This is a genomic window from Streptomyces sp. NPDC052225, from assembly GCF_040679615.1.
GTDB lineage: Bacteria > Actinomycetota > Actinomycetes > Streptomycetales > Streptomycetaceae > Streptomyces.
The window spans coordinates 31,893-55,555 of sequence record NZ_JBFAVD010000036.1 but is presented as its reverse complement, the minus strand read 5'-3'; the positions used below and the strand labels follow the sequence as shown (position 1 = coordinate 55,555).

Annotated in this window: 22 protein-coding genes; 12 read left to right on the top strand and 10 right to left on the bottom strand. The window is 71.5% G+C overall.

Features of this window, described 5'->3' with window-relative positions:
• Positions 1–83: 83 nt before the first annotated feature.
• From AB0L37_RS34450 to adhE, 3 genes are all read left to right on the top strand, one after another.
• A complete protein-coding gene (locus tag AB0L37_RS34450) occupies positions 84–917 on the top strand; it encodes a slipin family protein (protein WP_365514681.1) in 834 nt (277 codons plus the stop codon).
• Between the two features lie 229 nt (positions 918–1,146).
• Positions 1,147–2,229, top strand: coding sequence for a S1 family peptidase (locus tag AB0L37_RS34445; protein WP_365514678.1), 1,083 nt, complete (start codon positions 1,147–1,149; stop codon positions 2,227–2,229).
• A gap of 223 nt (positions 2,230–2,452) precedes the next feature.
• Positions 2,453–5,092 carry a bifunctional acetaldehyde-CoA/alcohol dehydrogenase gene (gene adhE, locus AB0L37_RS34440; RefSeq protein WP_365514721.1) on the top strand — a complete coding sequence of 880 codons (2,640 nt, stop codon included), beginning with the start codon at positions 2,453–2,455 and terminating at the stop codon, positions 5,090–5,092.
• A gap of 12 nt (positions 5,093–5,104) precedes the next feature.
• Here the strand turns inward: adhE and AB0L37_RS34435 are convergent, their stop codons facing one another.
• From AB0L37_RS34435 to AB0L37_RS34425, 3 genes are all read right to left on the bottom strand, one after another.
• Positions 5,105–6,241 carry an AAA family ATPase gene (locus tag AB0L37_RS34435; protein ID WP_365514675.1) on the bottom strand — a complete coding sequence of 379 codons (1,137 nt, stop codon included), beginning with the start codon at positions 6,239–6,241 and terminating at the stop codon, positions 5,105–5,107.
• Entirely contained in the window at positions 6,238–6,891 is a 654-nt protein-coding gene (locus AB0L37_RS34430) for an acetate uptake transporter (protein WP_365514673.1), read from the bottom strand. Before AB0L37_RS34430 ends, AB0L37_RS34435 begins: the two co-directional genes overlap by 4 nt.
• Positions 6,892–6,977: 86 nt before the next feature.
• Complete coding sequence (locus AB0L37_RS34425; protein ID WP_365514670.1) at positions 6,978–7,997, bottom strand: DUF3533 domain-containing protein; 1,020 nt, start codon at positions 7,995–7,997, stop codon at positions 6,978–6,980.
• A 152-nt stretch (positions 7,998–8,149) separates the two neighbouring features.
• On the opposite strand from AB0L37_RS34425, the gene AB0L37_RS34420 reads away from it, so the two are divergent.
• Together AB0L37_RS34420 and AB0L37_RS34415 are read left to right on the top strand one after the other, a co-directional pair.
• On the top strand, positions 8,150–11,599 hold the full coding sequence (locus AB0L37_RS34420; protein WP_365514718.1) for a DNA polymerase III subunit alpha: 3,450 nt from the start codon (positions 8,150–8,152) through the stop codon (positions 11,597–11,599).
• Positions 11,596–12,645 carry a hypothetical protein gene (locus tag AB0L37_RS34415; protein ID WP_365514668.1) on the top strand — a complete coding sequence of 350 codons (1,050 nt, stop codon included), beginning with the start codon at positions 11,596–11,598 and terminating at the stop codon, positions 12,643–12,645. Before AB0L37_RS34420 ends, AB0L37_RS34415 begins: the two co-directional genes overlap by 4 nt.
• Positions 12,646–12,732: 87 nt before the next feature.
• On the opposite strand, the gene AB0L37_RS34410 is transcribed toward AB0L37_RS34415, so the two are convergent.
• Positions 12,733–13,110: a cupin domain-containing protein gene (locus tag AB0L37_RS34410; RefSeq protein WP_365514665.1), complete on the bottom strand. Its 378-nt coding sequence runs from the start codon at positions 13,108–13,110 to the stop codon at positions 12,733–12,735.
• Positions 13,111–13,195: 85 nt separating this feature from the next.
• On the opposite strand from AB0L37_RS34410, the gene AB0L37_RS34405 reads away from it, so the two are divergent.
• Together AB0L37_RS34405 and AB0L37_RS34400 are read left to right on the top strand one after the other, a co-directional pair.
• Positions 13,196–13,642 (top strand): MarR family winged helix-turn-helix transcriptional regulator, encoded by a 447-nt coding sequence (locus AB0L37_RS34405; protein ID WP_365514662.1) that lies wholly within the window; start codon positions 13,196–13,198, stop codon positions 13,640–13,642.
• A gap of 151 nt (positions 13,643–13,793) precedes the next feature.
• Positions 13,794–14,663: an alpha/beta fold hydrolase gene (locus tag AB0L37_RS34400; RefSeq protein ID WP_365514659.1), complete on the top strand. Its 870-nt coding sequence runs from the start codon at positions 13,794–13,796 to the stop codon at positions 14,661–14,663.
• 32 nt (positions 14,664–14,695) lie between these two features.
• Here AB0L37_RS34400 and AB0L37_RS34395 read toward each other — a convergent pair whose 3' ends face one another.
• Positions 14,696–15,682 carry a lytic polysaccharide monooxygenase gene (locus AB0L37_RS34395; protein WP_365514656.1) on the bottom strand — a complete coding sequence of 329 codons (987 nt, stop codon included), beginning with the start codon at positions 15,680–15,682 and terminating at the stop codon, positions 14,696–14,698.
• A gap of 166 nt (positions 15,683–15,848) precedes the next feature.
• Positions 15,849–16,547, bottom strand: coding sequence for a response regulator (locus AB0L37_RS34390; protein ID WP_365514653.1), 699 nt, complete (start codon positions 16,545–16,547; stop codon positions 15,849–15,851).
• A gap of 158 nt (positions 16,548–16,705) precedes the next feature.
• Here AB0L37_RS34390 and AB0L37_RS34385 point away from each other — a divergent pair, with 158 nt between their 5' ends.
• From AB0L37_RS34385 to AB0L37_RS34370, 4 genes are read left to right on the top strand one after another with little or no spacing between them, the layout of a single operon-like run.
• A complete protein-coding gene (locus tag AB0L37_RS34385) occupies positions 16,706–17,689 on the top strand; it encodes a tripartite tricarboxylate transporter substrate binding protein (protein WP_365514649.1) in 984 nt (327 codons plus the stop codon).
• The gene (locus tag AB0L37_RS34380; RefSeq protein WP_365514647.1) at positions 17,686–18,201 is read left to right on the top strand and encodes a tripartite tricarboxylate transporter TctB family protein; all 516 of its coding nucleotides are present in this window, start codon (positions 17,686–17,688) and stop codon (positions 18,199–18,201) included. Before AB0L37_RS34385 ends, AB0L37_RS34380 begins: the two co-directional genes overlap by 4 nt.
• Positions 18,202–18,205: 4 nt before the next feature.
• Positions 18,206–19,714 carry a tripartite tricarboxylate transporter permease gene (locus tag AB0L37_RS34375; RefSeq protein ID WP_365514644.1) on the top strand — a complete coding sequence of 503 codons (1,509 nt, stop codon included), beginning with the start codon at positions 18,206–18,208 and terminating at the stop codon, positions 19,712–19,714.
• Complete coding sequence (locus AB0L37_RS34370; RefSeq protein ID WP_365514642.1) at positions 19,711–20,196, top strand: GNAT family N-acetyltransferase; 486 nt, start codon at positions 19,711–19,713, stop codon at positions 20,194–20,196. Before AB0L37_RS34375 ends, AB0L37_RS34370 begins: the two co-directional genes overlap by 4 nt.
• 9 nt (positions 20,197–20,205) lie before the next feature.
• On the opposite strand, the gene AB0L37_RS34365 is transcribed toward AB0L37_RS34370, so the two are convergent.
• The 3 genes from AB0L37_RS34365 to AB0L37_RS34355 all read right to left on the bottom strand — a co-directional run bounded on the left by AB0L37_RS34365 (position 20,206) and on the right by AB0L37_RS34355 (position 21,891).
• Positions 20,206–20,352 (bottom strand): hypothetical protein, encoded by a 147-nt coding sequence (locus AB0L37_RS34365; protein WP_365514639.1) that lies wholly within the window; start codon positions 20,350–20,352, stop codon positions 20,206–20,208.
• 125 nt (positions 20,353–20,477) lie between these two features.
• Positions 20,478–20,978 (bottom strand): DUF402 domain-containing protein, encoded by a 501-nt coding sequence (locus tag AB0L37_RS34360; protein WP_365514636.1) that lies wholly within the window; start codon positions 20,976–20,978, stop codon positions 20,478–20,480.
• Positions 20,956–21,891 (bottom strand): GNAT family N-acetyltransferase, encoded by a 936-nt coding sequence (locus AB0L37_RS34355; RefSeq protein WP_365514633.1) that lies wholly within the window; start codon positions 21,889–21,891, stop codon positions 20,956–20,958. Before AB0L37_RS34355 ends, AB0L37_RS34360 begins: the two co-directional genes overlap by 23 nt.
• A 71-nt stretch (positions 21,892–21,962) precedes the next feature.
• On the opposite strand from AB0L37_RS34355, the gene AB0L37_RS34350 reads away from it, so the two are divergent.
• A complete protein-coding gene (locus AB0L37_RS34350; RefSeq protein WP_365514630.1) occupies positions 21,963–22,337 on the top strand; it encodes a GntR family transcriptional regulator in 375 nt (124 codons plus the stop codon).
• Between the two features lie 186 nt (positions 22,338–22,523).
• Here the strand turns inward: AB0L37_RS34350 and AB0L37_RS34345 are convergent, their stop codons facing one another.
• Positions 22,524–23,618 carry a DUF5925 domain-containing protein gene (locus AB0L37_RS34345; protein ID WP_365514627.1) on the bottom strand — a complete coding sequence of 365 codons (1,095 nt, stop codon included), beginning with the start codon at positions 23,616–23,618 and terminating at the stop codon, positions 22,524–22,526.
• Positions 23,619–23,663: the final 45 nt, after the last annotated feature.

Below are 23,663 nucleotides of genomic sequence, written 5' to 3'. Positions count from 1 at the left end.
GGGCCCTCCCCTTGGGTGAGGGGCGGGGATACCGTCGAAGCACAAGCCTGATGCGCCCGCTTCGGACCCTGGGGGGCCGTGAGATGGTCGAGGAACTGGTGGCGGCGGGAGTGACCGCCGTGTGTGCCGGCGCGGTGTACGGGATGGCGGCGGCACGCGTCGTCAAGCAGTACGAGCGCGGGGTGGTGTTCCGGCTCGGCCGGCTCACATCGACGGTGCGCGGGCCGGGGTTCACCATGATCGTGCCGTTCGTGGACCGGCTCCGTAAGGTCAACATGCAGATCGTCACGATGCCGGTGCCCGCGCAGGACGGCATCACGCGGGACAACGTGACGGTGCGGGTGGACGCCGTCATCTACTTCAAGGTGGTCGACGCGGCCGAGGCCGTGGTGCAGGTGGAGGACTACCGGTTCGCCGTCTCCCAGATGGCGCAGACCTCGCTGCGCTCCATCATCGGCAAGAGCGATCTCGACGATCTGCTGTCCAACCGCGAGAAGCTCAACCAGGGCCTGGAGTTGATGATCGACAGCCCCGCCATCGGGTGGGGTGTGCAGATCGACCGCGTCGAGATCAAGGACGTCTCGCTGCCCGAGTCGATGAAGCGGTCGATGGCCCGGCAGGCCGAGGCGGACCGGGAGCGGCGGGCCCGGGTCATCAACGCCGACGCCGAACTCCAGGCGTCGAAGAAGCTCGCCGAGGCGGCCCAGCAGATGGAGGACACTCCGGCCGCGCTGCAACTCCGGCTTCTCCAGACGGTGGTGGCGGTCGCCGCGGAGAAGAACTCGACGCTGGTGCTGCCGTTCCCGGTGGAGCTGCTGCGGTTCCTGGAGCGGGCGACCCCCGAGCAAGCCCGTCCCGCGGTGGAGGAGTCGAGCCCCGGCAGCCCGTCGCGGGGCACCATTTCAGGACAGGACTAGTCCTCACCCCCTGCGGTCCGGCCTGTGCACTGGGTGTTTGCAAAGGGGATCGACGTGCGTGGCCAGGGGCGTGCGCAAGGGACGGAGGGCGCAGGGGGGTTGGCGTACGCGCGTCCTGAAGTCGACCTTGTGTGCCCCCTGTGACGGTCGGGATAGTGGGCAGGCCCTCACGGACACGGCCCACCCCCCACATCCGGGCCGTTCCCAACCCCCCACAGGAGGACGTGAGTTGAAGCACCGACGCATACCCAAGCGGCGCGCTGCCGTGGCCGGAGCGGGAATCGCCGCCCTGGTCGCCGCGGGCATCACCTTCCAGACTGCGAACGCCAGCACCGAAACCCCGGACGTGGAGCTGAAGACGCTCTCCGTCGCCACGGCCGGAAATCTCGCCTCGACCCTGCACAGGGACCTCGGCGCGGACGCGGCGGGCAGCTACTACGACGCCTCGGCGAGGAACCTCGTCGTCAACGTCCTCAGCGAGGACGCGGCGCGGACCGTCGAGGCGGCCGGCGCCAAGGCCAGAGTCGTCCGGAACTCCCTCGCCGCCCTCAAGAGCGCCCGTACGACGCTGAAGAGCGACGCCACCATCCCCGGCACGTCCTGGGCCACCGACCCCGCCACCAACAAGGTCGTCGTCACAGCCGACCGCACGGTCAAGGGTGCCGCCTGGGACAAGCTGAACCAGGTCGTCGACGGGCTCGGCGGCAAGGTCGAACTCAAGCGCAGCCAGGGCGAGTTCAAGCCCCTGATCGCGGGCGGCGACGCCATCACCGGGGGCGGCGGCCGCTGCTCCCTCGGCTTCAACGTGGTCAAGGACGGCCAGCCGTACTTCATCACCGCGGGCCACTGCACCGAGGCGATCTCCAGCTGGTCCGACTCCAGCGGGCAGCAGATCGGCACGAACGAGCAGTCCAGCTTCCCGGACAACGACTTCGGCCTCGTGAAGTACACCGCCGAGGTCGACCACCCGAGCGAGGTGAACCTCTACAACGGCTCCGCGCAGGCCATCACCAAGGCCGGTGAGGCGACCGTCGGCATGAAGGTCACGCGGTCCGGCTCCACGACCCAGGTCCACGACGGCACGGTGACCGGCCTGGACGCGACCGTGAACTACGGCAACGGCGACATCGTCAACGGCCTCATCCAGACCGACGTGTGCGCCGAGCCCGGCGACAGCGGCGGCTCCCTCTTCTCCGGCGACACGGCGATCGGCCTCACCTCGGGCGGCAGCGGCGACTGCACGTCCGGCGGGGAGACGTTCTTCCAGCCGGTGACGGAAGCGCTCTCCGCCACGGGCGCACAGATCGGCTGAGCCCGCTCCTTCGTGTCCCGCCCCGCTTTCCCAGGGGGCGGGACATTTTCCCGAAATTCTTGTGAAAACTTTCACAAGCGCGCAAGGGTCCAAAGTCCTGCCATGTTCTCGCAGGTGAGATGCCATCTATCGGTTCGAGATCGAGCCCTTTAGGGACCTTCGGCCCTCGGGTCGGGGCCCTTCTCCGCCCCCTGCGCGGAGCGTAAAGGTGTGGAATCGAGGCATCACGAAAAGGCCGCAGAAAAAGAGGGAGCCTGCCATGGATGCCGAGGGCACGGTCGAGGGACTGGTCGAGGGGGCGCTGACGGCGCTGGCCGCGTTCGAGACGTACGACCAGGAGCAGGTCGACCACATCGTCAAGAAGGCGTCGCTGGCAGCCCTCAGCCACCACGGTGATCTCGCGCGGGCCGCCGTCGAGGAGACCGGACGCGGCCTCTTCGAGGACAAGGCCGTCAAGAACCTCTTCGCCTCCGAGCACGTCGTCAACTCGATGCGCGGCCTGAGGACGGCCGGCGTCGTCTCGCGCGACGAGATCAACGGCATCACCGAGATCGCCGAACCGGTCGGCGTCATCTGCGCGATGACCCCCGTCACCAACCCCACGTCGACGACCGTTTTCAAGGCGCTGATCGCCCTGAAGACCCGCAACCCGATCGTCTTCGCCTTCCACCCCAGCGCCCAGAAGTGCTCCGCCGAGGCCGCCCGGATCGTGCGCGACGCCGCGATCGAGGCCGGGGCCCCGGAGCACTGCGTGCAGTGGATCGAGGAGCCCTCCATGGAGGCGACCGGCCTCCTCATGAACCACCCCGGCGTCTCCACCATCCTCGCCACCGGCGGCAACGCCATGGTCAAGGCCGCCTACTCGTGCGGCAAGCCCGCCCTCGGCGTCGGCGCAGGAAACGTCCCCGCGTACGTGGCCAAGGACGCCAAGCTGGGCCGCGCCGTCCACGACATCGTCCTGTCCAAGGCCTTCGACAACGGCATGATCTGCGCCTCCGAACAGGCCGTCATCTTCGACCAGGAGGTCTACGAGGACGGGATCGCCGAGATGGAACGGCTCGGCGCGCACGTCGTGACGGCCGCCGAGAAGACCAAGCTGGAGGAGTTCGTCTTCGGTACCACGGCGTACGGGAACGACTGCTCGGGCGCGAAGCTCAACGCCTCCGTCGTCGGCAAGCCGGCCGCCTGGATCGCCGAGCAGGCCGGGTTCGAGGTGCCGGCCGACACCTCGATCCTCGTCGCCGAGTGCGCCGAGGTCGGGCCAGGTGAGCCGCTGACCCGCGAGAAGCTGTCGCCGGTCCTCGCCGCGCTCAAGGCACGCGACACCGCGCACGGGATCGAACTCGCCGCGCAGATGGTCGAGTTCAACGGCCTCGGGCACTCCGCCGCCATCCACACCGAGGACGAGGAGCTGGCCGAGCGGTTCGGCCGCCGCGTCAAGGCCGTCCGCGTCATCGTCAACTCGCCCTCCACCTTCGGCGGGATCGGCGACGTCTACAACGCCTTCCTGCCCTCGCTGACCCTCGGCTGCGGCTCCTACGGCCACAACTCCGTCTCCAACAACGTCTCGGCCGTCAACCTCGTCAACATCAAGCGGATCGGGCGGCGCAACACCAACATGCAGTGGTACAAGATCCCGCCGAAGATCTACTTCGAGCGCAACGCCGTGAAGTACCTCGCGGAGATGGACGGCGTCAGCCGCGTCACCCTCGTCACGGACCGCACGATGAGCGACATCGGCTTCGTCCGGCGGATCACCGACATCCTCGACTCCCGTCCGCAGCCGGTCACTGTGCAGGTCATCGACAACGTCGAGCCGAACCCGGAGCTGGCCACCGTGCAGGCGGGCGCGGCCGCGATGCGCGACTTCGAGCCGGACACGATCGTCGCGCTCGGCGGCGGCTCGCCGATGGACGCCGCGAAGATCATGTGGCTGATGTACGAGCACCCGGAGATCGAGTTCGCGGACACGAAGGAGAAGTTCTTCGACATCCGCAAGAGGGCTTACAAGTTCCCGCAGTTGGGCGAGAAGGCCAAGCTGGTCGCGATCCCGACCACGTCCGGCACGGGATCGGAGGTCACCCCCTTCGCGGTCATCTCGGACCCGGCCGCCGCCCAGAAGTACCCCCTCGCCGACTACGCGCTGACCCCGAACGTCGCGATCATCGACCCGATGCTGCCGATGAACCTGCCGCCGACCGTGACGGCTGACTCCGGCTTCGACGCGCTGACCCACGCCACCGAGGCGTACGTCTCCGTCTACGCCAACGACTTCACCGACGGCCAGTGCCTCCAGGCCGTCAAGCTCATCTTCGAGAACCTGGAAGCCTGTGTGACGCAGGGCGCCAAGAACCCCGAGGCGCGCGAGAAGATGCACAACGCCTCGACCATCGCGGGCATGGCCTTCGCCAACGCCTTCCTCGGCCTCGTCCACGCGATGGCGCACACGCTGGGCAACACCTTCCACGTCGCCCACGGCCGCACCAACGCGCTGCTCCTGCCGCACGTCATCCGGCACAACGGCACCGTCTCCCACAAGGCGACCCCGTGGCCGAAGGCCGAGACGTACCGGGCGCCCGAGCGGCTCCAGGAGATCGCGAAGATGCTGGGCCTGCCGGCCGCGACCCCGGAAGAGGGCGTGGAGTCGTACGCGAAGGCCGTCGAGGAACTGCGCGAGCGCTGCGGCATCCCGGCCTCCTTCAAGGAGGAGGGCGTGGACGAGGCCGCCTTCATGGAGGCGCTGCCGCAGCAGGCCATGAACGCCTACGCCGACCAGTGCGCGCCCGCCAACCCGCGGATGCCGATGATCGACGACATGAAGCGGCTGATGCGGCAGGCGTACTACGGGCACCCGGCGGTGTAGTCACCGCTCGGGTCACCGTCTGGGCCAGTGCCAGAGCGGCTCGTCGAGCAGGCCCCCGCGCCCCGCCACCGTCGTCCGCCCCGACTCCTTGAGCAGTTCCACGGAGTTGAGGTCGACGCGGTGGCGGGGCGCTTCGCGTGCCAGGGTGTCGGCCAGTGGGCGGGCATGGGTGACCACGACGACCTGGGACTCCCTGGTCGCGGCGAGGATCAAGTGCGCCAGCGGGGCGAGGAGTTCGGGGTGCAGGCTCGTCTCGGGCTCGTTGAGGACCATGAGGGACGGCGGGCGCGGGGTGAGCAGCGCGGCCGTCCACAGAAGGTAGCGCAGGGTGCCGTCGGAGAGCTCGGCCGGACCGAGCGGACGCTTCAACCCGCGCTGATCCAGCTGGAGTTCGAACCGGCCGCCGCTGTCGACGACCCGGATCCGGCTGCCGGGGAACGCGTCCGCGACGGCCGCGTCCAGCGCCTCGTGGTCGCCGATCTCCCGGATCGTCTGGAGGGCGGCGGCCAGGTCCGCGCCGTCGGCGGCGAGCACGGGCGTACGGGTGCCGATGCGGGCGGCGCGGGCGGGCGCCTCGGCGTCGGTGCGTACATGGTCGTAGAACCGCCAGGAGCGGATCAGCTCCCGCAACGTGAGGATGTCCGGGGCGAGCTGGGGGTCGGCGAGCTCGCTGAGCATGCTGTCGTACGGGCGCAGGCCCTGCGTGCGGTGCCAGCCGCCGTCGGCGGTGCGGGTACGGACGGCGGGGCCCGCGCGGTCGCAGAGCAGGGCCGCGGGGCGCAGGACGGGACCGGCCCAGGTGGACTCGCGCTTGATCTCCGGGTCGAGCTGGAACATCGAGGGTGAGCCCGGGTCGTACGGGGGGAGCCCGAAGTCGACGGCGTAGCCGAACTCGTCGCCCGCGAAGCCCAGTCTGAGGCCGACCGGGCCCGTGTCCCGTTCGCCCGCCCACAGCACCGACGGCAGGCCGCCCTCCTGCGCGAGCGCGGCGACGGCGCCGCCGCGGGCCGACGCGGCGAGCAGCCGCAGGGAGCGGTAGAGGCTGGACTTGCCGGTGCCGTTCGCGCCGGTGATCACGTTCAGCCGGTCGAGGGGGACGATCAGGCGGCGCAGGGAGCGGTAGTTCTCGACGGCCAGGGTGGTGATCATGTCTCGGAGGGCTCGGGCGGGGCGAGGAAGCGGCCCATCGGCAGGACCGCGCGGCCCCACGTCGACGCCATCACCTGGCCGGCGAGCAGGTAGAGCGCGCCCGCCGTCGCGCCGAGGCCGAACCAGCCCGCGACCCGGTTCCAGCCGACCAGGCCCGTGAAGCCGTGGCAGGTCATCGCGACGAAGACGACGAGGACGCAGCTGAACGTGAGCAGCAGGACCAGGTGGATCCGCCAGCTCGCCAGCCACAGGACGAAGACCACGAACACCCAGGGCAGCGTGAACAGGCCCATCGCGTCGCCGCGCAGCGACGGGTCGAGGCCGGGGACCACCCACTGGAGCATCAGGGCCTTCGCCATCCAGAACAGGCCGAAGCCGCCGAAGACCGTGGCGTGCCAGGTGTCGCCGCGCTGGGCCTGGAAGAGGCCCGCGAGGAGCTGGGCGAGGCCGCCGATGAAGAAGCCGACCGCCGGGACGTCGGCGGCGGCCAGCTTCTCGGGGAAGACGCCCGCGTCGATGCCGGTGGCGATCATGGTGACGACGATGAAGCCGGTGAGGCCGAGAGGGCCGAGCTGGGCCTGGGCGGTCGGCTCCATGCGTTTGACGGAGCTGGCCTGGGCGGCAGGGCCGGAGCGGTGGGGGAGGTTCATGGGGCGCCTCTTCGTCTGCCGGGCTGGTCAGTGTCGGGCGGGTGCGGGCCGTGGGTGGCTGGTCCCGCAGTTCCCCGCGCCTGCCTTCACACGGCAGCGGCGGTCCGCTTCTTCTCCCGTACGCCCGCCACCAGCAGCGTCACCACTACGCCGACCACCGCCCACGCGGAGAGGACGAGCAGGGACTTCGTGACGTCGTTGCCCTGGAAGTAGGCGATGGAGCGGGCGACCCACGTGCCCGCGCCCGGCGGCAGCCAGGGGCCGATCGCCTGCCAGAACGGCGGCAGCATCGGCAGCGGGAACGCGCCGCCCGCGCTCGGGTTGCCCGCGACGACGATCAGCAGGACCGCGAGGCCGATGCCGACGACACCGGTGAGCTCCTCCAGGGCCAGCGTGATCGCGCCGACCGAGAACGTGACCAGGGCGCCGAGCCCCGCGAGAGCCCAGAACGAGCCGGGCAGCGCGCCCAGGATCGAGTCGCCGATGATCAGCGAACCGCCGATGCCGCCCGCGATCGCGACCAGCGCCATCGTGCCGAGCCTGATCGCCGCGCGCTGCGGGCTCGCGGGCTTGGACCCGGCGCTGATCGACATGATCGAGGCGCACAGGTAGCCGCCGACGCACCAGCCGACGACCAGGTAGAAGGACGACAGGCCGTCGAAGTCCTGGGACGAGGCGGGGGCCACGTCGACCGTCTTCACCGTGCGCTGCTGCGCGGCGCCGACCTCGGTGGCCAGGGTCTCCAGGGCGCTCGCGAGGACGGTGCCGCCGCCGGACGCGACGAGCAGCGTGTCCGAGGTGCCCCGCGGGTCGACGACCAGGGCGCCGTCGATCTTCCGGTCCATGATCTGCTGCCGCGCCGTCCTCTCGTCGGCGACCACCCGCGGGTCCACCGGCGAACCGGGCAGCTTGTCCAGCTTCTGCGCGGTCTGCTGTGCCACGGCGGGCACCGGCGCGACGACACCGAACGCCACGTCCTTCGGCTTCGGATTGTGCAGCGCCCCCACGTACGAGGCGATGAAGAGCAGCTGGAGGGCGAGGACGCCGATGACCAGCAGCGCGGCTCTCGGAGTGACGGCATTCCTGAACTCATCGGCGAACTTCATGCCCCCACCGTCCGGTGGGGCCCCTGATCGTGCAGGTGGGGTGGCCCGAACGGGTGCCCTTCGCACGGTGTCGTACACGCGTTCGAAACTTGGTCTATGGTGGAGGTGGGGGAGGTGAGATCCGATTGGCTCGAGGTGTGCTGGAGGTGCGTGTGCCGGGCTTCACGCATCTGCACACCGTGTCCGGGTTCTCCGTGCGCTACGGCGCCACGCACCCGGAGCGGCTGGCCGAGCGCGCCGCCGAGCGGGGCATGGACGCCCTCGCGCTCACCGACCGCGACACCGTCGCCGGTGCCGTGCGGTTCGCGAAGGCGTGCGCGAAGCACGGGGTGCGGCCGCTGTTCGGGACCGAGCTCGCCGTCGGCACCCCCGTACGGGGCGACCGGCGCCGGCCGCCCGTGCGCGGCGGCGCCTTCATCGACGAGTCGACACCCCGCGTGACCTTCCTCGCCCGGGACGGCGCCCGCGGCTGGGCCGAGCTGTGCCGCATGATCACCGCCGCGCACGCCGACGGCTCGCAGGACGTCCGGCTGCCGTGGGAGGAGAACCACGGCGAAGGGCTGACCGTGCTGCTCGGGCCCGCCTCCGACGTGGGCCGCGCGCTCGCCGCCGGACGCCCCGACAAGGCCGCCACACTGCTGGCGCCCTGGCGCGAGATCTACGGTGACGCCCTGCGCCTCGAAGCCGTCCACCACGGACGCATGGGCACGGGCCACGGCTCGCTGCGGCTCGCCGCCCGCACCGTCGGGTTCGCCGCCGAGCAGGGGGTGCGCCCCGTCCTGAGCAACGACGTCCGGTACGCCGACCGGGGCGCGGGCCCCGTCGCCGACGTGCTGGACGCCGCGCGCCGCCTCGTACCCGTCGACCCGACCAAGGAACTCGACAGCGGGGAGCGGTGGTTGAAGGACGCCGACGCCATGCTGCGCGAGGCCGAGAAGGTCGTGGAGGCCGCCGGGTTCCGCCGCGAGAGCGCGTACCGGCTGCTCGACCAGACGCGGGCGACCGCCGACGCGTGCCTCGTCGACCCCGAGGACGACCTCGGCATCGGCTCCGTGCGCTTTCCCGAACCCCGGCTCGTCGGCGCCGGCCGCCGCACCGCGCAGCGCGTCCTCGCCTCCCGGGCGGCGGCCGGCATGGTCCGCCTCGGGCACGGCGGCGAGCACGCGTACTGGGAGCGGCTCCACCGCGAGCTGGACATCATCGGTCACTACGACTTCGCCTCCTACTTCCTGACGGTCGCTCAGGTCGTCGACGACGTGAAGGGGATGGGCATCCGCGTCGCCGCCCGCGGCTCGGGCGCGGGATCGCTCGTCAACTACCTGCTGGGCATCGCCAACGCCGACCCCGTCGAGCACGGCCTGCTCATGGAGCGCTTCCTGTCCAAGCGCCGCTCCGTGCTGCCCGACATCGACATCGACGTCGAGTCCGCGCGCCGCCTGGAGGTCTACCGCGCGATCCTCGACCGCTTCGGCACCGAGCGCGTCGCGACCGTCGCGATGCCGGAGACGTACCGGGTGCGTCATGCGATACGGGACGTCGGCGCGGCCCTGTCCATGGACCCCGCCGACATCGACCGGATCGCCAAGGCGTTCCCGCACATCCGTGCCCGCGACGCCCGCTCGGCGATGGAGGAACTGCCCGAACTGCGGCAGATCGCGGGCGAGTTCGGGGACAAGAAGCGGCTGTGGGAACTCGTCGAGGCACTCGACGCGCTGCCGCGCGGCGTCGCCATGCACCCGTGCGGCGTGCTGCTCTCCGACGCCTCGCTGCTCGCCCGTACGCCCGTCGTGCCGACCAGCGGCGAGGGCTTCCCCATGTCCCAGTTCGACAAGGAGGACGTGGAGGACCTCGGGCTGCTCAAGCTCGACGTGCTCGGGGTGCGGATGCAGTCGGCGATGGCGCACGCGGTCACCGAGATCGAGCGGGCGACGGGCGAGACGGTGGACCTCGACGACCCGGCGCAGGTGCCGCCGGGCGACCCGAAGACGTACCAACTCGTCAAGTCCGCCGAGACGTTGGGGTGCTTCCAGATCGAGTCCCCGGGCCAGCGCGACCTCGTGGGCAGGCTCCAGCCGGAGAACTTCCACGATCTGGTCGTCGACATCTCGCTGTTCCGGCCGGGACCGGTCGCCGCCGACATGGTGCGGCCGTTCATCGAGGCGCGGCACGGGCGCGCGCCGATCCGTTACCCGCACCCCGACCTGGCCGACGCGCTCAAGGAGACGTACGGCGTCGTCGTCTTCCACGAGCAGATCATCAAGATCGTCGACATCATGACGGGCTGCGGGCGCGACGAGGCCGACCGGGTGCGGCGCGGCCTGTCCGACCCCGAGTCGCAGGGCCGCATCCGCTTCTGGTTCGCACAGGCCGCGGCCGCGCGCGGCTACGACGCCGACACCATCGGGCGGACCTGGGAGATCGTCGAGGCGTTCGGCAGCTACGGGTTCTGCAAGGCGCACGCCGTGGCCTTCGCGGTGCCCACCTACCAGTCGGCATGGCTCAAGGCCCACCATCCGGCGGCGTTCTACGCGGGGCTGCTCACGCACGATCCCGGCATGTACCCGAAGCGGCTGCTGCTCGCGGACGCGCGGCGACGGGGGGTGCCGGTGCTTCCGCTGGATGTGAACCGGTCCGCGGTCGCCCATCGGATCGAACTGGTGTCCGATCCCGAACCGGCCCGGTGGGGTGTGCGGCTCGCGCTCTCCGACGTGTACGGGATCAGCGAGGCGGAGGCCGCGCGGATCGAGGCCGGGCAGCCGTACGCCTCGCTGCTCGACTTCTGGCAGCGGGCCCGGCCGAGCCGCCCGCTCGCGACCCGGCTCGCGCAAGTCGGCGGGCTCGACGCGTTCGGCGCCAACCGGCGTGATCTGCAACTGCATCTGACGGAGCTTCAGCGCTCGGGGCGGGGGGCGGGAGGCTCGGGCGGTGAGCAGCTGCCGCTGGCCGGCGGGCGGCGGACGGCCTCGGCCGGGCTGCCCGACCTCGGCGACGCGGAGCGGCTCAGCGCCGAACTCGGCGTGCTCGGCATGGACGCGTCCCGCCATCTCATGGGCGACCACGAGGAGTTCCTGCGGGAGCTGGGCGTCGTCTCCGCGCGGCGGCTGCGCGACGCCGAGCACGGGCGGACGGTCCTGGTGGCCGGGGCGAAGGCGGCCACGCAGACCCCGCCGATCCGCTCGGGCAAGCGGGTCGTCTTCACGACCCTGGACGACGGCACGGGCCTGGTGGACCTCGCGTTCTTCGACGAGGCGCACGCGGCGTGCGCGCACACCGTCTTCCACTCGTGGCTGCTGCTCGTACGGGGCGAGGTCCAGCGGCGCGGACCGCGCAGCCTCAGCGTGGTGGGCCAGGCCGCCTGGAATCTGGCCGAGTTGGTGGAGGTGTACCGCGAGAAGGGGCTCGACGAAGTGGCGCGGCGGCTGGCCGGGCCCGCGCCGGACGACCCCGGTGAGGGCTCCGGTGCGGGCGCGGACAACGGGCGCCGGATCAAGCTGCCCACCGGGTACGAGATGAACCCGTGGGCCGACCTCAAGCCTGCCGGGGACGGAGTGCCGGGCGGGCGGCGGAAGTTGTGGCATCAGAGCCAAGGGAGTGCGGGGTGAGTGCGATGGATGCGGTGAGTTCGGTGAATGCGGTGAGTTCGGTGAACGCGGTGAGTGCGAGGGAGCCGGGTGCCGTGGCGGAGCCGGTCGTGCTGTGCGTGCGTTTTCTGCTTGAGCCCGCCCGGGAGGCCGAGCTGCCCCGGCTCCTGGAACTGCTCGGCGAGTTCAGCCCCGTCGTCGAGGCGCTGCCGCCCGACACCGCCCTGGTCGAACTGCGCGGCGCCGTACGGTACTTCGGGTGGGACGCACGCAAGATCGCCTCGGTCGTCCGGGTGCGGGCCGTCGCCCTGTACGGGGTCGAGTGCGTCATCGGCGCAGGCCCCGGGCCGATGATCGCGCGGATGGCGGCGCGCCGCGCCCGCACCGGAGTGACCGAAGTGGTCGACGACGTGCGGGAGTTCCTCGACACGCAGCCCGTCGCCGCGCTGCCCGGGGTGGGCGCCGCGACCGCCCGCACCCTGTGCGAGTACGGGCTCGACACGGTCGGCCGGGTGGCCGCCGCGCCGCTGTCCACGCTGCAACGGCTGACCACGGCGCGGGCCGGACGGGAACTGCACGAGAAGGCCCGCGGCGTGGACCGCGCACGGGTCGTGCCGAACGCCGCCGCACGGTCCGCCGCCGCCGAACGTACCTTCGTACGCGATGAGTTGGACCCCTTCCGGCACCGGCGCGCCCTGCTCGCCGTCGCCGACGAACTGGGCGCCCGAATGCGGGACGAAGGGCAGGTGTGCCGGTCGCTGAGCCTCACCGTGCGCTATGCCGACCGGTCCTCGACGGTGCGCAGCCGGGTGCTCGCGGAACCCTCCGCGCATTCCGCCGTGCTGGCCTCGGCGGTGTACCGGATGTACGAGGCGCTGGGGTTGCAGCGGGCTCGTGTGCGGGGGGTTTCCCTGCGGGCGGAAGGGCTCGGGCCTGCCGAAGGGGCGGCCCGGCAGTTGACCTTCGACCCGGTGGATGAGCGGGGGCGGGTGCTCGAGGCGGTGGCCGACCGGGCTCGGGCGCGGTTCGGGGCCGGGGTGATCGTGCCGGGGGCGCTCGCGGCGTAGCTCCTCGCCGTAGGGGGTGCGGTGCGCTGGCGGGTGCCGCGCCGTGGGGGTGCTCGCGCAGTTCCCCGCGCCCCTTGCGGGGCGCTGTCAGGCGTTCGCCCACGGCGGCGTGATGCGGGTGCCGTCCGCCAGTTCGGCCTGGAGGCCCACCGATGTCGTGACCCACATCGTCGCCCGCTCGGACGTCGGGTTCTCGACCGAGAGGGTCGTGCCCGCGTTCACGATCGCCGTGTCGCCCGCCGTGAGCGTGTGGGTCTCGCCGTCGAGCGTGAGGCGCAGGGAGCCGGTGAGCAGGTGGAGGATCTCCTCGTGGGTCACCGTGTGGGCGGGCGCCCTGGTGCCCGCCGGGATCTCGCCCCGCCAGGCCGCCAGCTCCTTGCTGCCGGTGCGGGGTGCGGCGTACGAGATGAAGCGGGCGCCGTGCAGGTCGTGGACGACGGCTTCGGATGCGCGGACTACGGGCATGGGAGCTCCTTCGAGAGATGGTCAAGTTGCTTGTCTATATAGTCAGGCGGCTTGACCATATCGTCAAGGGTGTTTCAATGTCCGCGTGCAGAATTCCGAAGCCCTGGCCCTGTCCGCCGCCCTGCTCGCCGCCGCCGGCGAGCTGACGCAACGCATCCACGAAGGCGTCGTGGCCAGGGGTTTCGAGGGGGTGCGGCCCGCTCATGGCTTCGCCTTCTCGCGGCTGTCCTTCGGGGACGCGACCACGACGGATCTCGCCGCGCATCTCGGGGTGACCAAGCAGGCCGCGAGTCAGCTCGTCGACGAGCTGGTGCGCAAGGGGTACGTCGAGCGGCGGCCGCATCCGAGCGACGCGCGGGCCCGGCTCGTCCTGCTGACCGAGCGCGGCTGGGCCTGCACCCGGGCCGCCGAGGAGGCCGCGGCGGATGCCGTGCGGCCCTGGGTGGAGCGGATCGGGGAGCGCGAGGCGCGCGCGCTGGGGGAGCGACTGCTGACCCTCGCGCCCAACGGGCCGCTCCGGCCCACCTGGTGACATCTCGTCAGGCGCACCCCGCGCAACCGCGTACGGAAGTTTTTACCGACGCGTAACTTCACGTCTCTACTACTCGCGCGTAACTTCTCCTGGGCACACCGCACGCCACGGCACACTCCTGCAACTCCCTTGAGCCGCAAGGAGATACACGATGCTGCCCAGAAACAAGCTGCCCGGACGCAGATGGCTGCGCGCCGCGGCCGTCGCCGCCGCTCTGTTCACCGCCACCGCGCTGCCGGCCGGCGCGGCCCACGCGGAGACCGCGTCCGCAAGCAGCGGCTGGAACGACTACTCCTGCAAGCCGTCCGCCGCGCATCCGCGGCCCGTCGTCCTCGTCCACGGCACGTTCGGGAACTCCGTCGACAACTGGCTCGTCCTCGCGCCCTACTTGGTGAAGCGCGGCTACTGCGTCTTCTCGCTGGACTACGGGCAACTGCCCGGCGTCCCCCTCTTCAACGGGCTCGGCCCCATCGCGAAGTCCGCCGGACAGCTCGGCGCCTTCGTCGACAAGGTGCGGGGCGCCACCGGCGCCGCCAAGGTCGACCTCGTCGGGCACTCGCAGGGCGGCATGATGCCGCGCTACTACCTGAAGTTCCTCGGCGGTGCCGCCGAGGTGAACGCGCTCATCGGCATCGCGCCCGACAATCACGGCACCACCCTGAGCGGGCTCACCAGGCTGCTGCCCTACTTCCCGGGCATCGGTGACCTGCTCACCCTCGCCACGCCGGCGCTCGCCGACCAGGTCGCGGGATCGGACTTCATCACCAGGCTGAACGCGGGCGGGGACACCGTGCCGGGTGTCCACTACACCGTCATCGCCACCAAGTACGACGAGGTCGTCACCCCGTACCGCACCCAGTTCCTCGACGGGGCCGACGTGCGCAACGTCGTGGTGCAGGACCTGTGCCCCGCCGATCTCTCCGAGCACGTGACGATCGGGACCGTCGACCTCGTCGCCTACCACGAGGTCGCCAACGCCCTCGATCCCGCACACGCCACCCGGACCGACTGCTTCAACTGACCTTCGCAGCCGGTCCGTTCAGGCGGGGCGGGTCAGCGGCCGTGCCGGCCGCCCGTCATCGCACGGCGGCGCACCGACGCGAACAGGCCCGCCGCGCCGATCGCCAGGGCGGCCGCGCCGCCGATCGCGATGTACGGGGTGGCGGAGTCGCCGCCGGTCTCCGCCAGGTTCTCCGAACCACCCTGTGCGGCGGGGGAGTTGGCATCGGCAGCGGCCGGGGCCGGGGGCTGCGACTCGGCGGGCTCGTGCGTCGCGTCACCGCCCATGTCCATGCCGCTGTGGTCGACCGTCGACTTGTCGGCGTCCTCGGCGATCTGCTCGTCGGACGGCGCGGAGGGCTCGGCCGACGCGGCGGGGGCGGACGACCCCGCCGCGGAACCGCCGTACGTCACGTCCGAGCAGGAGTAGAACGCCTCCGGGCTGTCCGAGCGCTGCCAGATCCCGTAGATCAGCTGGCGGCCCGAGCGGTCCGGGAGCGTGCCGGAGAACGTGTAGTAGCCGCCCTCGGCGGCCGGGTCCGTCTTCGTCGCGACCGGGTGCTCCAGGTCCAGGTCGGACCAGGCGAGCGGCTTCGACGGGTCGTAGCCCTGCTTCGTCATGTAGAGGTTGAAGGTGCCCTTGTGCGGGGCGGTCACCTTGTACTTGAACGTGTACGAGCCCGCCGAGACCTTCGTCGCGGGCCAGTCGTCACGGGCCAGGTCCATGCCCTTGAACTCGTCCGCGCCTCCCGAGCAGAGCTTGCCGTCGGGGATGTTCTCCTGGTGCTTGCCGGCCGCCTCGCCGTCGCGGATGCCGTTCCAGTCGTACAGGGCCTGCGGGCCGCCCGCGGCGACCGCCGCCTTGCACGCCGCCGACGTGGGGCTCTCGGCGCCCTCGGCGTAGCAGGCCGCGACCCGGCTGACCGGGTCGCCGAGCGTGCCGTGCGCCGCGGCGGGCGTGCCGGAAAGGACGGTCAGGGCGAGCGGGGCGACGCCGGTCGCGGCGAGAGCGGTGAGCTTGCGGCTGCGGCGTGCGGGCATGGGAGTACTCCTCGATCGGTGGCACAGGGGTGGGGGGAGGCCTCGTCCGCTGCGGCGAACGAGCCCCGATGACAAGGAAGTTAGCCCGCGACATCGCGCCGGTCCGCCCCTGTGAGGGGTCTGAGTCGATCTTTATGGCGCCCTTAAGGCCGGGCTCAGACTCCGATCAGAGAGACCGGCTGACCCACCGGTAGCGGCGCTCGGGACGCCCCGTCCCGCCGTACCGCAGCGACACCCGCGCCCGCCCCGTCTCCGCGAAGAACTCCAGGTAGCGGCGCGCGCTCACCCGGGACAGCGAGCCCGCCTCCTGGGCGCACTCCGCCGCCGACAAGCCCTGCGGGTGGGCCCGCAGCGTGCGCTCGACCAGGTCCGCCGTGTGCGCCGCGAGGCCCTTCGGCAGTTCGCGGGAGCCGGGCGGACGGGCGCCGAAGATCTGGTCGACGTCCTCCTGGCGCGCCTCGTCCAGATCGTCGAGCCGGGCCCGCAGCGCCGCCACATGTGTCAACTGCTCATGCAGCGCTGCCTTGTTGAACGGCTTGATGAGGTAGTGCAGGGCGCCCGCGCGCAGTGCGGCCCGGACGATCTCCGCGTCCCGCGCCGCCGTGATGAACAGCGCGTCCACCGGCGTACGGGAAGGATCGCGCTCCTCGGCGGCCCGCAGCTCCCGCAGGACGTCGATGCCGTCCATGTCGGGCAGGTACACGTCCAGGAGCACCAGATCGGGGCGCGACTCCTCCGCCGCCCGCAGCGCCTGCGCGCCGCTGTGCGCCACCCCGGCCACCACGAACCCGTCCATCGCGGACACATAGCGGCTGTGCAGCTTGGCGACCATGAAGTCGTCGTCCACGACCAGCACCTTCGTCACGGGCGCAGGGTAGGCGCGCGACCACAAGGACCACAACGTCCGTTGCTTGCGGAAGAGAGACAGCCGGTTCACGCGTAGGCAACATGTGGGCCACCTCACACGGCCGTACCCCCGTCCGAGAGCCCTTTCCGAGAACCCAGAACAAGGTGGTGGCCCACGTGCGCCTGCGCACACCCCTCGCCCTGCTCGGGGCCGCGCTGCTCGTCCTGGTCGGGCCGCCGCTGCTCACCGCGGGCAGCGGCGCCGACACCGGCACGCAGATCCCCGGCCTGCGCCTCATGGTCCCCAACACGCCCGGCGGCGGCTACGACATCACGGCGCGCACCGCCGCCAAGAACGCCGAGGACGCCGAACTCACCCACAACATCGAGGTGTTCAACCTGCCGGGCGCCGGCGGCACCGTCGGCCTCGCCCGGCTCGTCGGCGAGCACGGCAACGGCAGGCTCGCGATGTCCATGGGCCTCGGTGTCGTCGGCGCCGCCCGCTCCAACCACTCCCCGAAGACGCTCGCCGACACCACCCCCATCGCCCGCCTCACCGAGGAGGCCGATGTCGTCGTGGTCGCGAAGGACTCCCCGTACAAGGACATCGGCCGGCTCATCGACGCCTGGAAGGAGAACCCCGGGAAGCTGCCCGTCGGCGGCGGTTCCTCGCCCGGCGGGCCCGACCACCTCGCGCCGATGCTGATGGCGCGCGCCGCCGGGATCGAACCGAGGAAGGTCAACTACATCCCGTTCGACGGCGGCGGCGAACTCCTCGCCTCCATCCTCGGCGGCAAGGTCGCCTTCGGTGTCTCCGGCGTCGGCGAGTACCTGGACCAGATCAGGAGCGGCGAACTGCGGCTCCTCGCCGTCACCGGACCCGAACGCGTCCCCGGCCTCGACGGTCCGACGCTGAAGGAGTCCGGCTACGACGTCGACTTCACCAACTGGCGCGGCATCGTCGCCCCGCCGGGACTCAGCGACACCCAGCGCGCCAAACTCACCAACCTCGTACGGAAGTTGCACGCCTCCGAGCAGTGGAAGCGGTCGCTGAAGAAGAACGGCTGGGCCGACGCCTTCCTGACCGGCGACGACTTCGGCGACTTCCTCGACGCCCAGGACAAGCGCGTCGTCTCCGTACTGAAGGAGCTGGGCCTGTGAACCCCGTCCCCGAGGCGCGCCGCTCCTGGCTGCGCGAGCACTCCGAACTCGGCGTCTGCGCCATGCTGTTGGCGCTCGGCGTCCTCGTCCTCACCGACGCCCTCACCATGAACGTCGAGATCACCCAGCGCGGCCCCGTCGGACCGAAGACCGTGCCCGTCGTCGTCGGCGTCGGCTTGCTCGTCGTCGCCCTTCTGCTCGCCGTCGACGTCCTGCGCGGCGGACGCGGCGAGGCGGAGGGCGGCGAGGACGTCGACCTCACCGAACCCGCCGACTGGCGCACGGTGCTGCTGCTCGCCGGTGTCTTCCTCGGCGCCGCCGTCCTCATCGAACCGATCGGCTTCCCGGTCGCGGGCGCACTGCTGTTCTGGGGCGCGGCCTACGCGCTCGGCAGCCGCCGGCTCGACCGCGACCCGCTGATCGCCGCCGTCCTCTCCCTGCTCACGTACGTCGTCTTCGACCAACTGCTCGGCGTTCCGCTGCCGGGCGGCCCCCTGATGGGAGTGCTGTGACGTCATGAATGCCCTCAACTCCCTGATGGACGGCTTCGGTACGGCCCTCACCCCGGTCAACCTGCTGTGGGCGGCGATCGGCGTCCTGCTCGGCACGGCCATCGGCGTGCTCCCCGGCATCGGCCCCGCCATGGCCGTCGCGCTGCTCCTGCCGGTGACGTACGGACTCGAACCCACCGGCGCGTTCATCATGTTCGCCGGCATCTACTACGGCGCCATGTTCGGCGGCTCGACGACCTCCATCCTGCTCAACACCCCCGGGGAGAGCGCCGCCGTGGTCGCCGCCATGGAGGGCAACCCCATGGCCAAGTCCGGGCGTGGTGCGCAGGCCCTCGCGGCCGCCGCCATCGGCCACTTCGCGGGCGGCATGATCGGCACGATCCTGCTCGTCGCCCTCGCGCCCAAGGTCGCCTCGCTCGCCGTCGACATCGGCGCGCCCGACTACTTCGCCATCATGGTCCTCGCGTTCATCGCGGTGACCTCGGTGCTCGGCTCCTCCCGCGTCCGCGGACTCGCCTCGCTGCTCATCGGACTCACCATCGGCCTGGTCGGCTTGGACCAGATGACGGGCCAACAGCGGCTCACCTTCGGCTCGTTGCAGCTCGCCGACGGCATCGACGTCGTCATCGTCGCGGTCGGCCTCTTCGCGATCGGCGAGGCGCTGTGGGTCGCCGCGCACCTGCGCCGCACGAGCGGCGAGGCCATCCCCGTCGGCCGCCCCTGGCTCGGCCGCGCCGACGTCAAGCGCACCTGGAAGTCCTGGCTGCGCGGCCCGCTCATCGGCTTCCCGTTCGGCGCGATCCCCGCGGGCGGCGCCGAGATCCCCACGTTCCTGTCGTACGTGACCGAGAAGCGCCTCTCCAAGCACAAGGACGAGTGGGGCAAGGGCGCCATCGAAGGCGTCGCCGGACCCGAGTCGGCCTCGTCCGCGTCGGCGGCGGGCACCCTCGTCTCCATGCTCACCCTCGGCCTGCCCACGACCGCCGTCGCCGCCGTCATGCTGGCCGCCTTCCAGCAGTACGGGATCCAGCCGGGACCGCTGCTCTTCGAACGCGAGCCGGAACTGGTCTGGGGCCTGATCGCCTCGCTGTTCGTCGGCATGGTGCTGCTCCTGGCCCTGAACCTGCCGCTCGCCCCGGTCTGGGCGAAGCTGCTGCGCATCCCGCGCCCGTACCTGTACGCGGGCATCCTCTTCTTCGCGGCGGTCGGCGCGTACGCGGTCGGCGGCGAGGCCCTCGACCTCGTCATCCTGCTGGTCATCGGCCTGATCGGCTTCGGCATGCGCCGCTACGGACTGCCCGTCCTGCCCGCCGTCATCGGCGTCATCCTCGGCCCGAACGCCGAACAGCAGCTGCGCCGCGCCCTCCAGATCAGCGACGGCCACGTCAGCGGCCTCGTCGACACCCCGTTCTCCGTGACGGTCTACGGGATCGTGCTGGTCGTCGTGGCCTGGCCGCTGGTACGGAAGCTGGTGGTGCGGGGGAGCGGCAGTGACGTAGAAAAGGCGGCATGAGCAGCGAGAACGCAGGATTCGAGGTCCGCCGGGCGAGCGCCGCCGACGTGCCGGCCGTCAAGGCCGTCACCGACGCGGCGTACGGGCACTACATCGACCGCATCGGGGTGGTGCCCCAGCCCATGGAGGCGGACCACGCCGCGAACGTGGCGGCGGGTCTCGTGTACGTCACAGGAGGTGAGGGGGACGCCACGGTGAGCGGCCTGGTCGTCGTGGAGGCGTACGAGGACCATCTCTTCCTCGACAGCATCGCGGTCCACCCCGACGCCCACGGGCGAGGGGTGGGCCGCCGCCTGCTCGGCTTCGTCGACGAGCACGCGCGCGCCCTCGGACTGCCCGAAGTCCGGCTCTACACCAACGCGTTGATGTGGGAGAACCAGAAGATCTATCCGCGGTACGGGTACGAGGTCGTGGAACGCCGGGTCGACGGGCCCTACGACCGCATCCACTACCGCAAGCGGCTGGGTCTGGACGTCATGTGACCGGTCCTCCTACTCGTCCGGCCACCACGTCTTGCGCACGTCCTTGCGCACTTCCGGCCGTTCGCGCCCGCGCTCGGCCGCTTCCTCCTGCACGTCCCGCAGCCGGCGCGTGAGGGCGCTGGCTCCGGTCCGCTTGTGCGTGGTCACTCGGCGCATGGTGCCTCCTGTACCTACACGGTTTTCAACGTGGTGCCGTTGTAGACCTGTTCCCGGAGGGTTGCTCATCGAAGCGCAATTGTCAGTGGCGGTTGTCACGACGGGGAAATGCGTGGCACGGCGGTTCATGCGAGCAGAGCGGCGAAACCGCCCTGCCGCGCCAGGCGCTCGAGCTCGTCCAGGGCCCGCGTCGCCGCCCGTGCGGCGGCCGGGTCACGCCCGGCGAGACCGCTCTCGGCGAACTCGTCCTCGTCCAGGCGGATCACCTGCGAGCCGTCCGCGGACACCCACAGGTCGAGATCGAGGTCCTCGGAGCGCAGATCGCCCTCGGCGTCGCGCACCACCGGGCGCGTGATGTCGCAGTACCAGCCCTTGAGCGTGCCGTCCCCCGCCCGCACCTCCTTGATCGCGTACCAGCGGTCGCGCCAGTAGTGCTCGGTGAACACGTCGCCCGGCTCGAAGCGGACGAAGCCGAAGTCGCGCACGCCCTCGCCCGCCCACTCGGCGCGCACCGTGACCCGCTCGCCGTCGTCGTGCAGCAGCAGCGCCGGGTAACTGATCTTCGTGCGCCCCGCCTTGACCAGGCGGACCTGGAGAGAGGTGTCAGGCATCGAGGGTGCGGACATGGCGGACCTCCGTCGCGTCGAGCGTGTAACCGAACCACTTGTTGATCGCGAGCATCGGCGCGTTGTCCGCGTCGTTGCCCGTGTACGCCACCGAGACGCCCGCCGCGCGGGCCCGGTGCAGCGAGTCGTTCTTGGCGAGCTTCGCCAGGCCCCAGCCGCGAAACGCGCGGGCCGTGCCCGTCATGCCCGACCAGTAGCGGCCGTCTCCGTCCGTCTGCGCGACGGAGAACGCGACGGGCCGGCCGTCCCTGACGACGACCGACGTCAGTTCGTGGTGGAACAGGGGATGCCGCCAGACCTGCTCCGTCCAGGCGGCGTAGTCCGTCAGCTCGGCCGCGATGTCGCCCGGCTCGTCCGCCACCGTCTGCGCGTACACCGCGAACAGCGGCCGCGGATCGGCAGCGAAGTCCGCCGCCGTGCACAACTCCACCCCGCTGGGCGGGGGTTGGAGCGGCGGCAGTGCGTCATCCGTCAGCTCCAGGCGCAGGAAGTGCGCGGTGCGGCTCGGCCGGTAGCCGCGGGCCGCCGCCCACGCCAGGTTCCGCGGCCCGTCCAGGGCCCAGCAGAACACCTCCGTCGCACCGTGCTGGGCGAGATGCGCCTCGGCCGTGCGCAGCAGGAGTGTGCCCGCGCCCTGCCCGACATGCTCCGGGTGCACATACACGTTGGCGTAGCCCTGGCCCGGCTCCGGACTCTCGTACGCGATGCCCACCTGCGCCGTACCGATGACGGTGCCCGCGCCGTCCACCGCGAGCAACTGGCGGTAGTGGGCGTCGGGATGGGCCCGCGCCGCTTCGTACGCGACGGACGCCGGGGTCGCGAGCATCGCCGGGAGACAGGCCCGGCGCACCCGTGCGAAGCCGGCCGTGTCCGCGGGGTCGGACGGGTTCAGGGTGCGGACGATCACGGTCATGTCGCCGCACGCTACGCGCCGTCCGCGCCCGGGTGCCTCCCATTTTCCGCGGCTGCGGGACAATCGTCCGCGTGACCTTGAAGATCCGCATTGCAGACAGTGCCGACAGCGCCGCCCCCTACGAGCAGGTGCGGGCGCAGATCTCCGAGCAGGCCCGGGGCGGGGCCCTGCCGGTCGGCTACAAGCTCCCCACGGTGCGGGGCCTCGCGGAGGAACTCGGGCTCGCCGCGAACACGGTGGCCAAGGCGTACCGGGCGCTGGAGGCGGACGGGGTGATCGAGACGCGGGGCCGCAACGGAACGTTCGTCGCGTCCGCTCGGGACGCGGCTTCTCGGGAGGCGGCTGCTGCGGCGCGGGTCTTTGCCGAGCGGGTTCGGCGGCTCGGTCTGTCGGAGGAAGCGGCGCTCGCGGCTGCCCGGGAGGCGGTGCGCGCCGCGTACCTGTAGGTGTGGTTGCCGGGTGCGCGTTTCGTCGTGGCTGGTCGCGCAGTTCCCCGCGCCCCTGAAGGCTTGCGGCTTCGCCGCTTGCCTTCATCGGGGAAATGCGACGCGAAGCGTCTGCATTTCAGGGGCGCGGGGAACTGCGCGACCAGCCCCCACCGGCCCGCACACGAACCCTTGACCACGGTCCCGTCACAGATACAACCCCGCCTCAGCCGAGCCCCGCTGATCCGGTACCGCCGTCGGAGACACCCCGCGACGCAGGGCGTACAGCTCGGCCAGCGACGCCCCCTCCCGCCCGACCCCTTCCTCCGTACCGAGCCAGCTCACCGACTCGGCGCGGGTCAGCGGCCCCACCTCGATACGGGCGAGGCACCGCCCGGGCCGGACCACCGCAGGGTGCAGCCGCTCCAGGTCCTCGTTGGTGGTCACGCCCACCAGAACGTTCCTGCCCTGCCCGAGCAGCCCGTCGGTCAGATTGAGCAGGCGCGAGAGCGCCTGACCCGCCGTGTGCTTGGCCTCGCCGCGGATCAGCTCGTCGCAGTCCTCCAGGAGCAGCAGCCGCCAGCGGCCCTTCGCGGAGCCGTCGTCCTCGCCGATCGCGATGTCCATGAGGTAGCCGACGTCGGAGAAGAGACGCTCCGGGTCGAGGACGCAGTCGACCTGGCACCAGTCCCGCCACGAGCGGGCCAGCGTGCGCAGCGCGGACGTCTTGCCGGTGCCGGGCGGCCCGTGCAGCAGCAGGAGGCGGCCCGCGATGTCCTCGGGCCGCGTCTTCATCAGCCGGTCCATCGCCTCGGCGACGGGCGCCGTGTAGTTGGGCCGCACCTCGTCCCACGTACCGGCCGAGATCTGCCGTGTCGTGCGGTGCGGGCCGCGCCGCGGCGACACGTACCAGAAGCCCATCGTCACGTTGTCCGGCTGGGGTTCGGGCTCGTCGGTCGCGCCGTCCGTCGCCGACTTGAGGATCCGCTCGGCGAGTTCGGCGGTCGTCGCCGTCACCGTGACGTCGGCGCCCCGGTTCCAGCGGGAGATCAGGACCGTCCATCCCTCGCCCTCGGCGAGCGTCGCGCTGCGGTCGTCGTCGCGCGCGGAGCGCAGGATGCGGGCGTCGGGCGGCAGCAGCGTGGCGCCGGAGCGGACCCGGTCGATGTTGACGGCGTGCGAGTGCGGCTGCTCGCCCGTGGCGAAGCGGCCGAGGAACAGCGCGTCGACGACATCGGCGGGCGAGTCGCTGTCGTCGACGCCCAGCCGGACCTGCAACGCGTCGAAAGGGTTCGCAGACATGCGGCCATGATCCGGCACGGAGGCCCCGCCCGCACGGGATTTCCC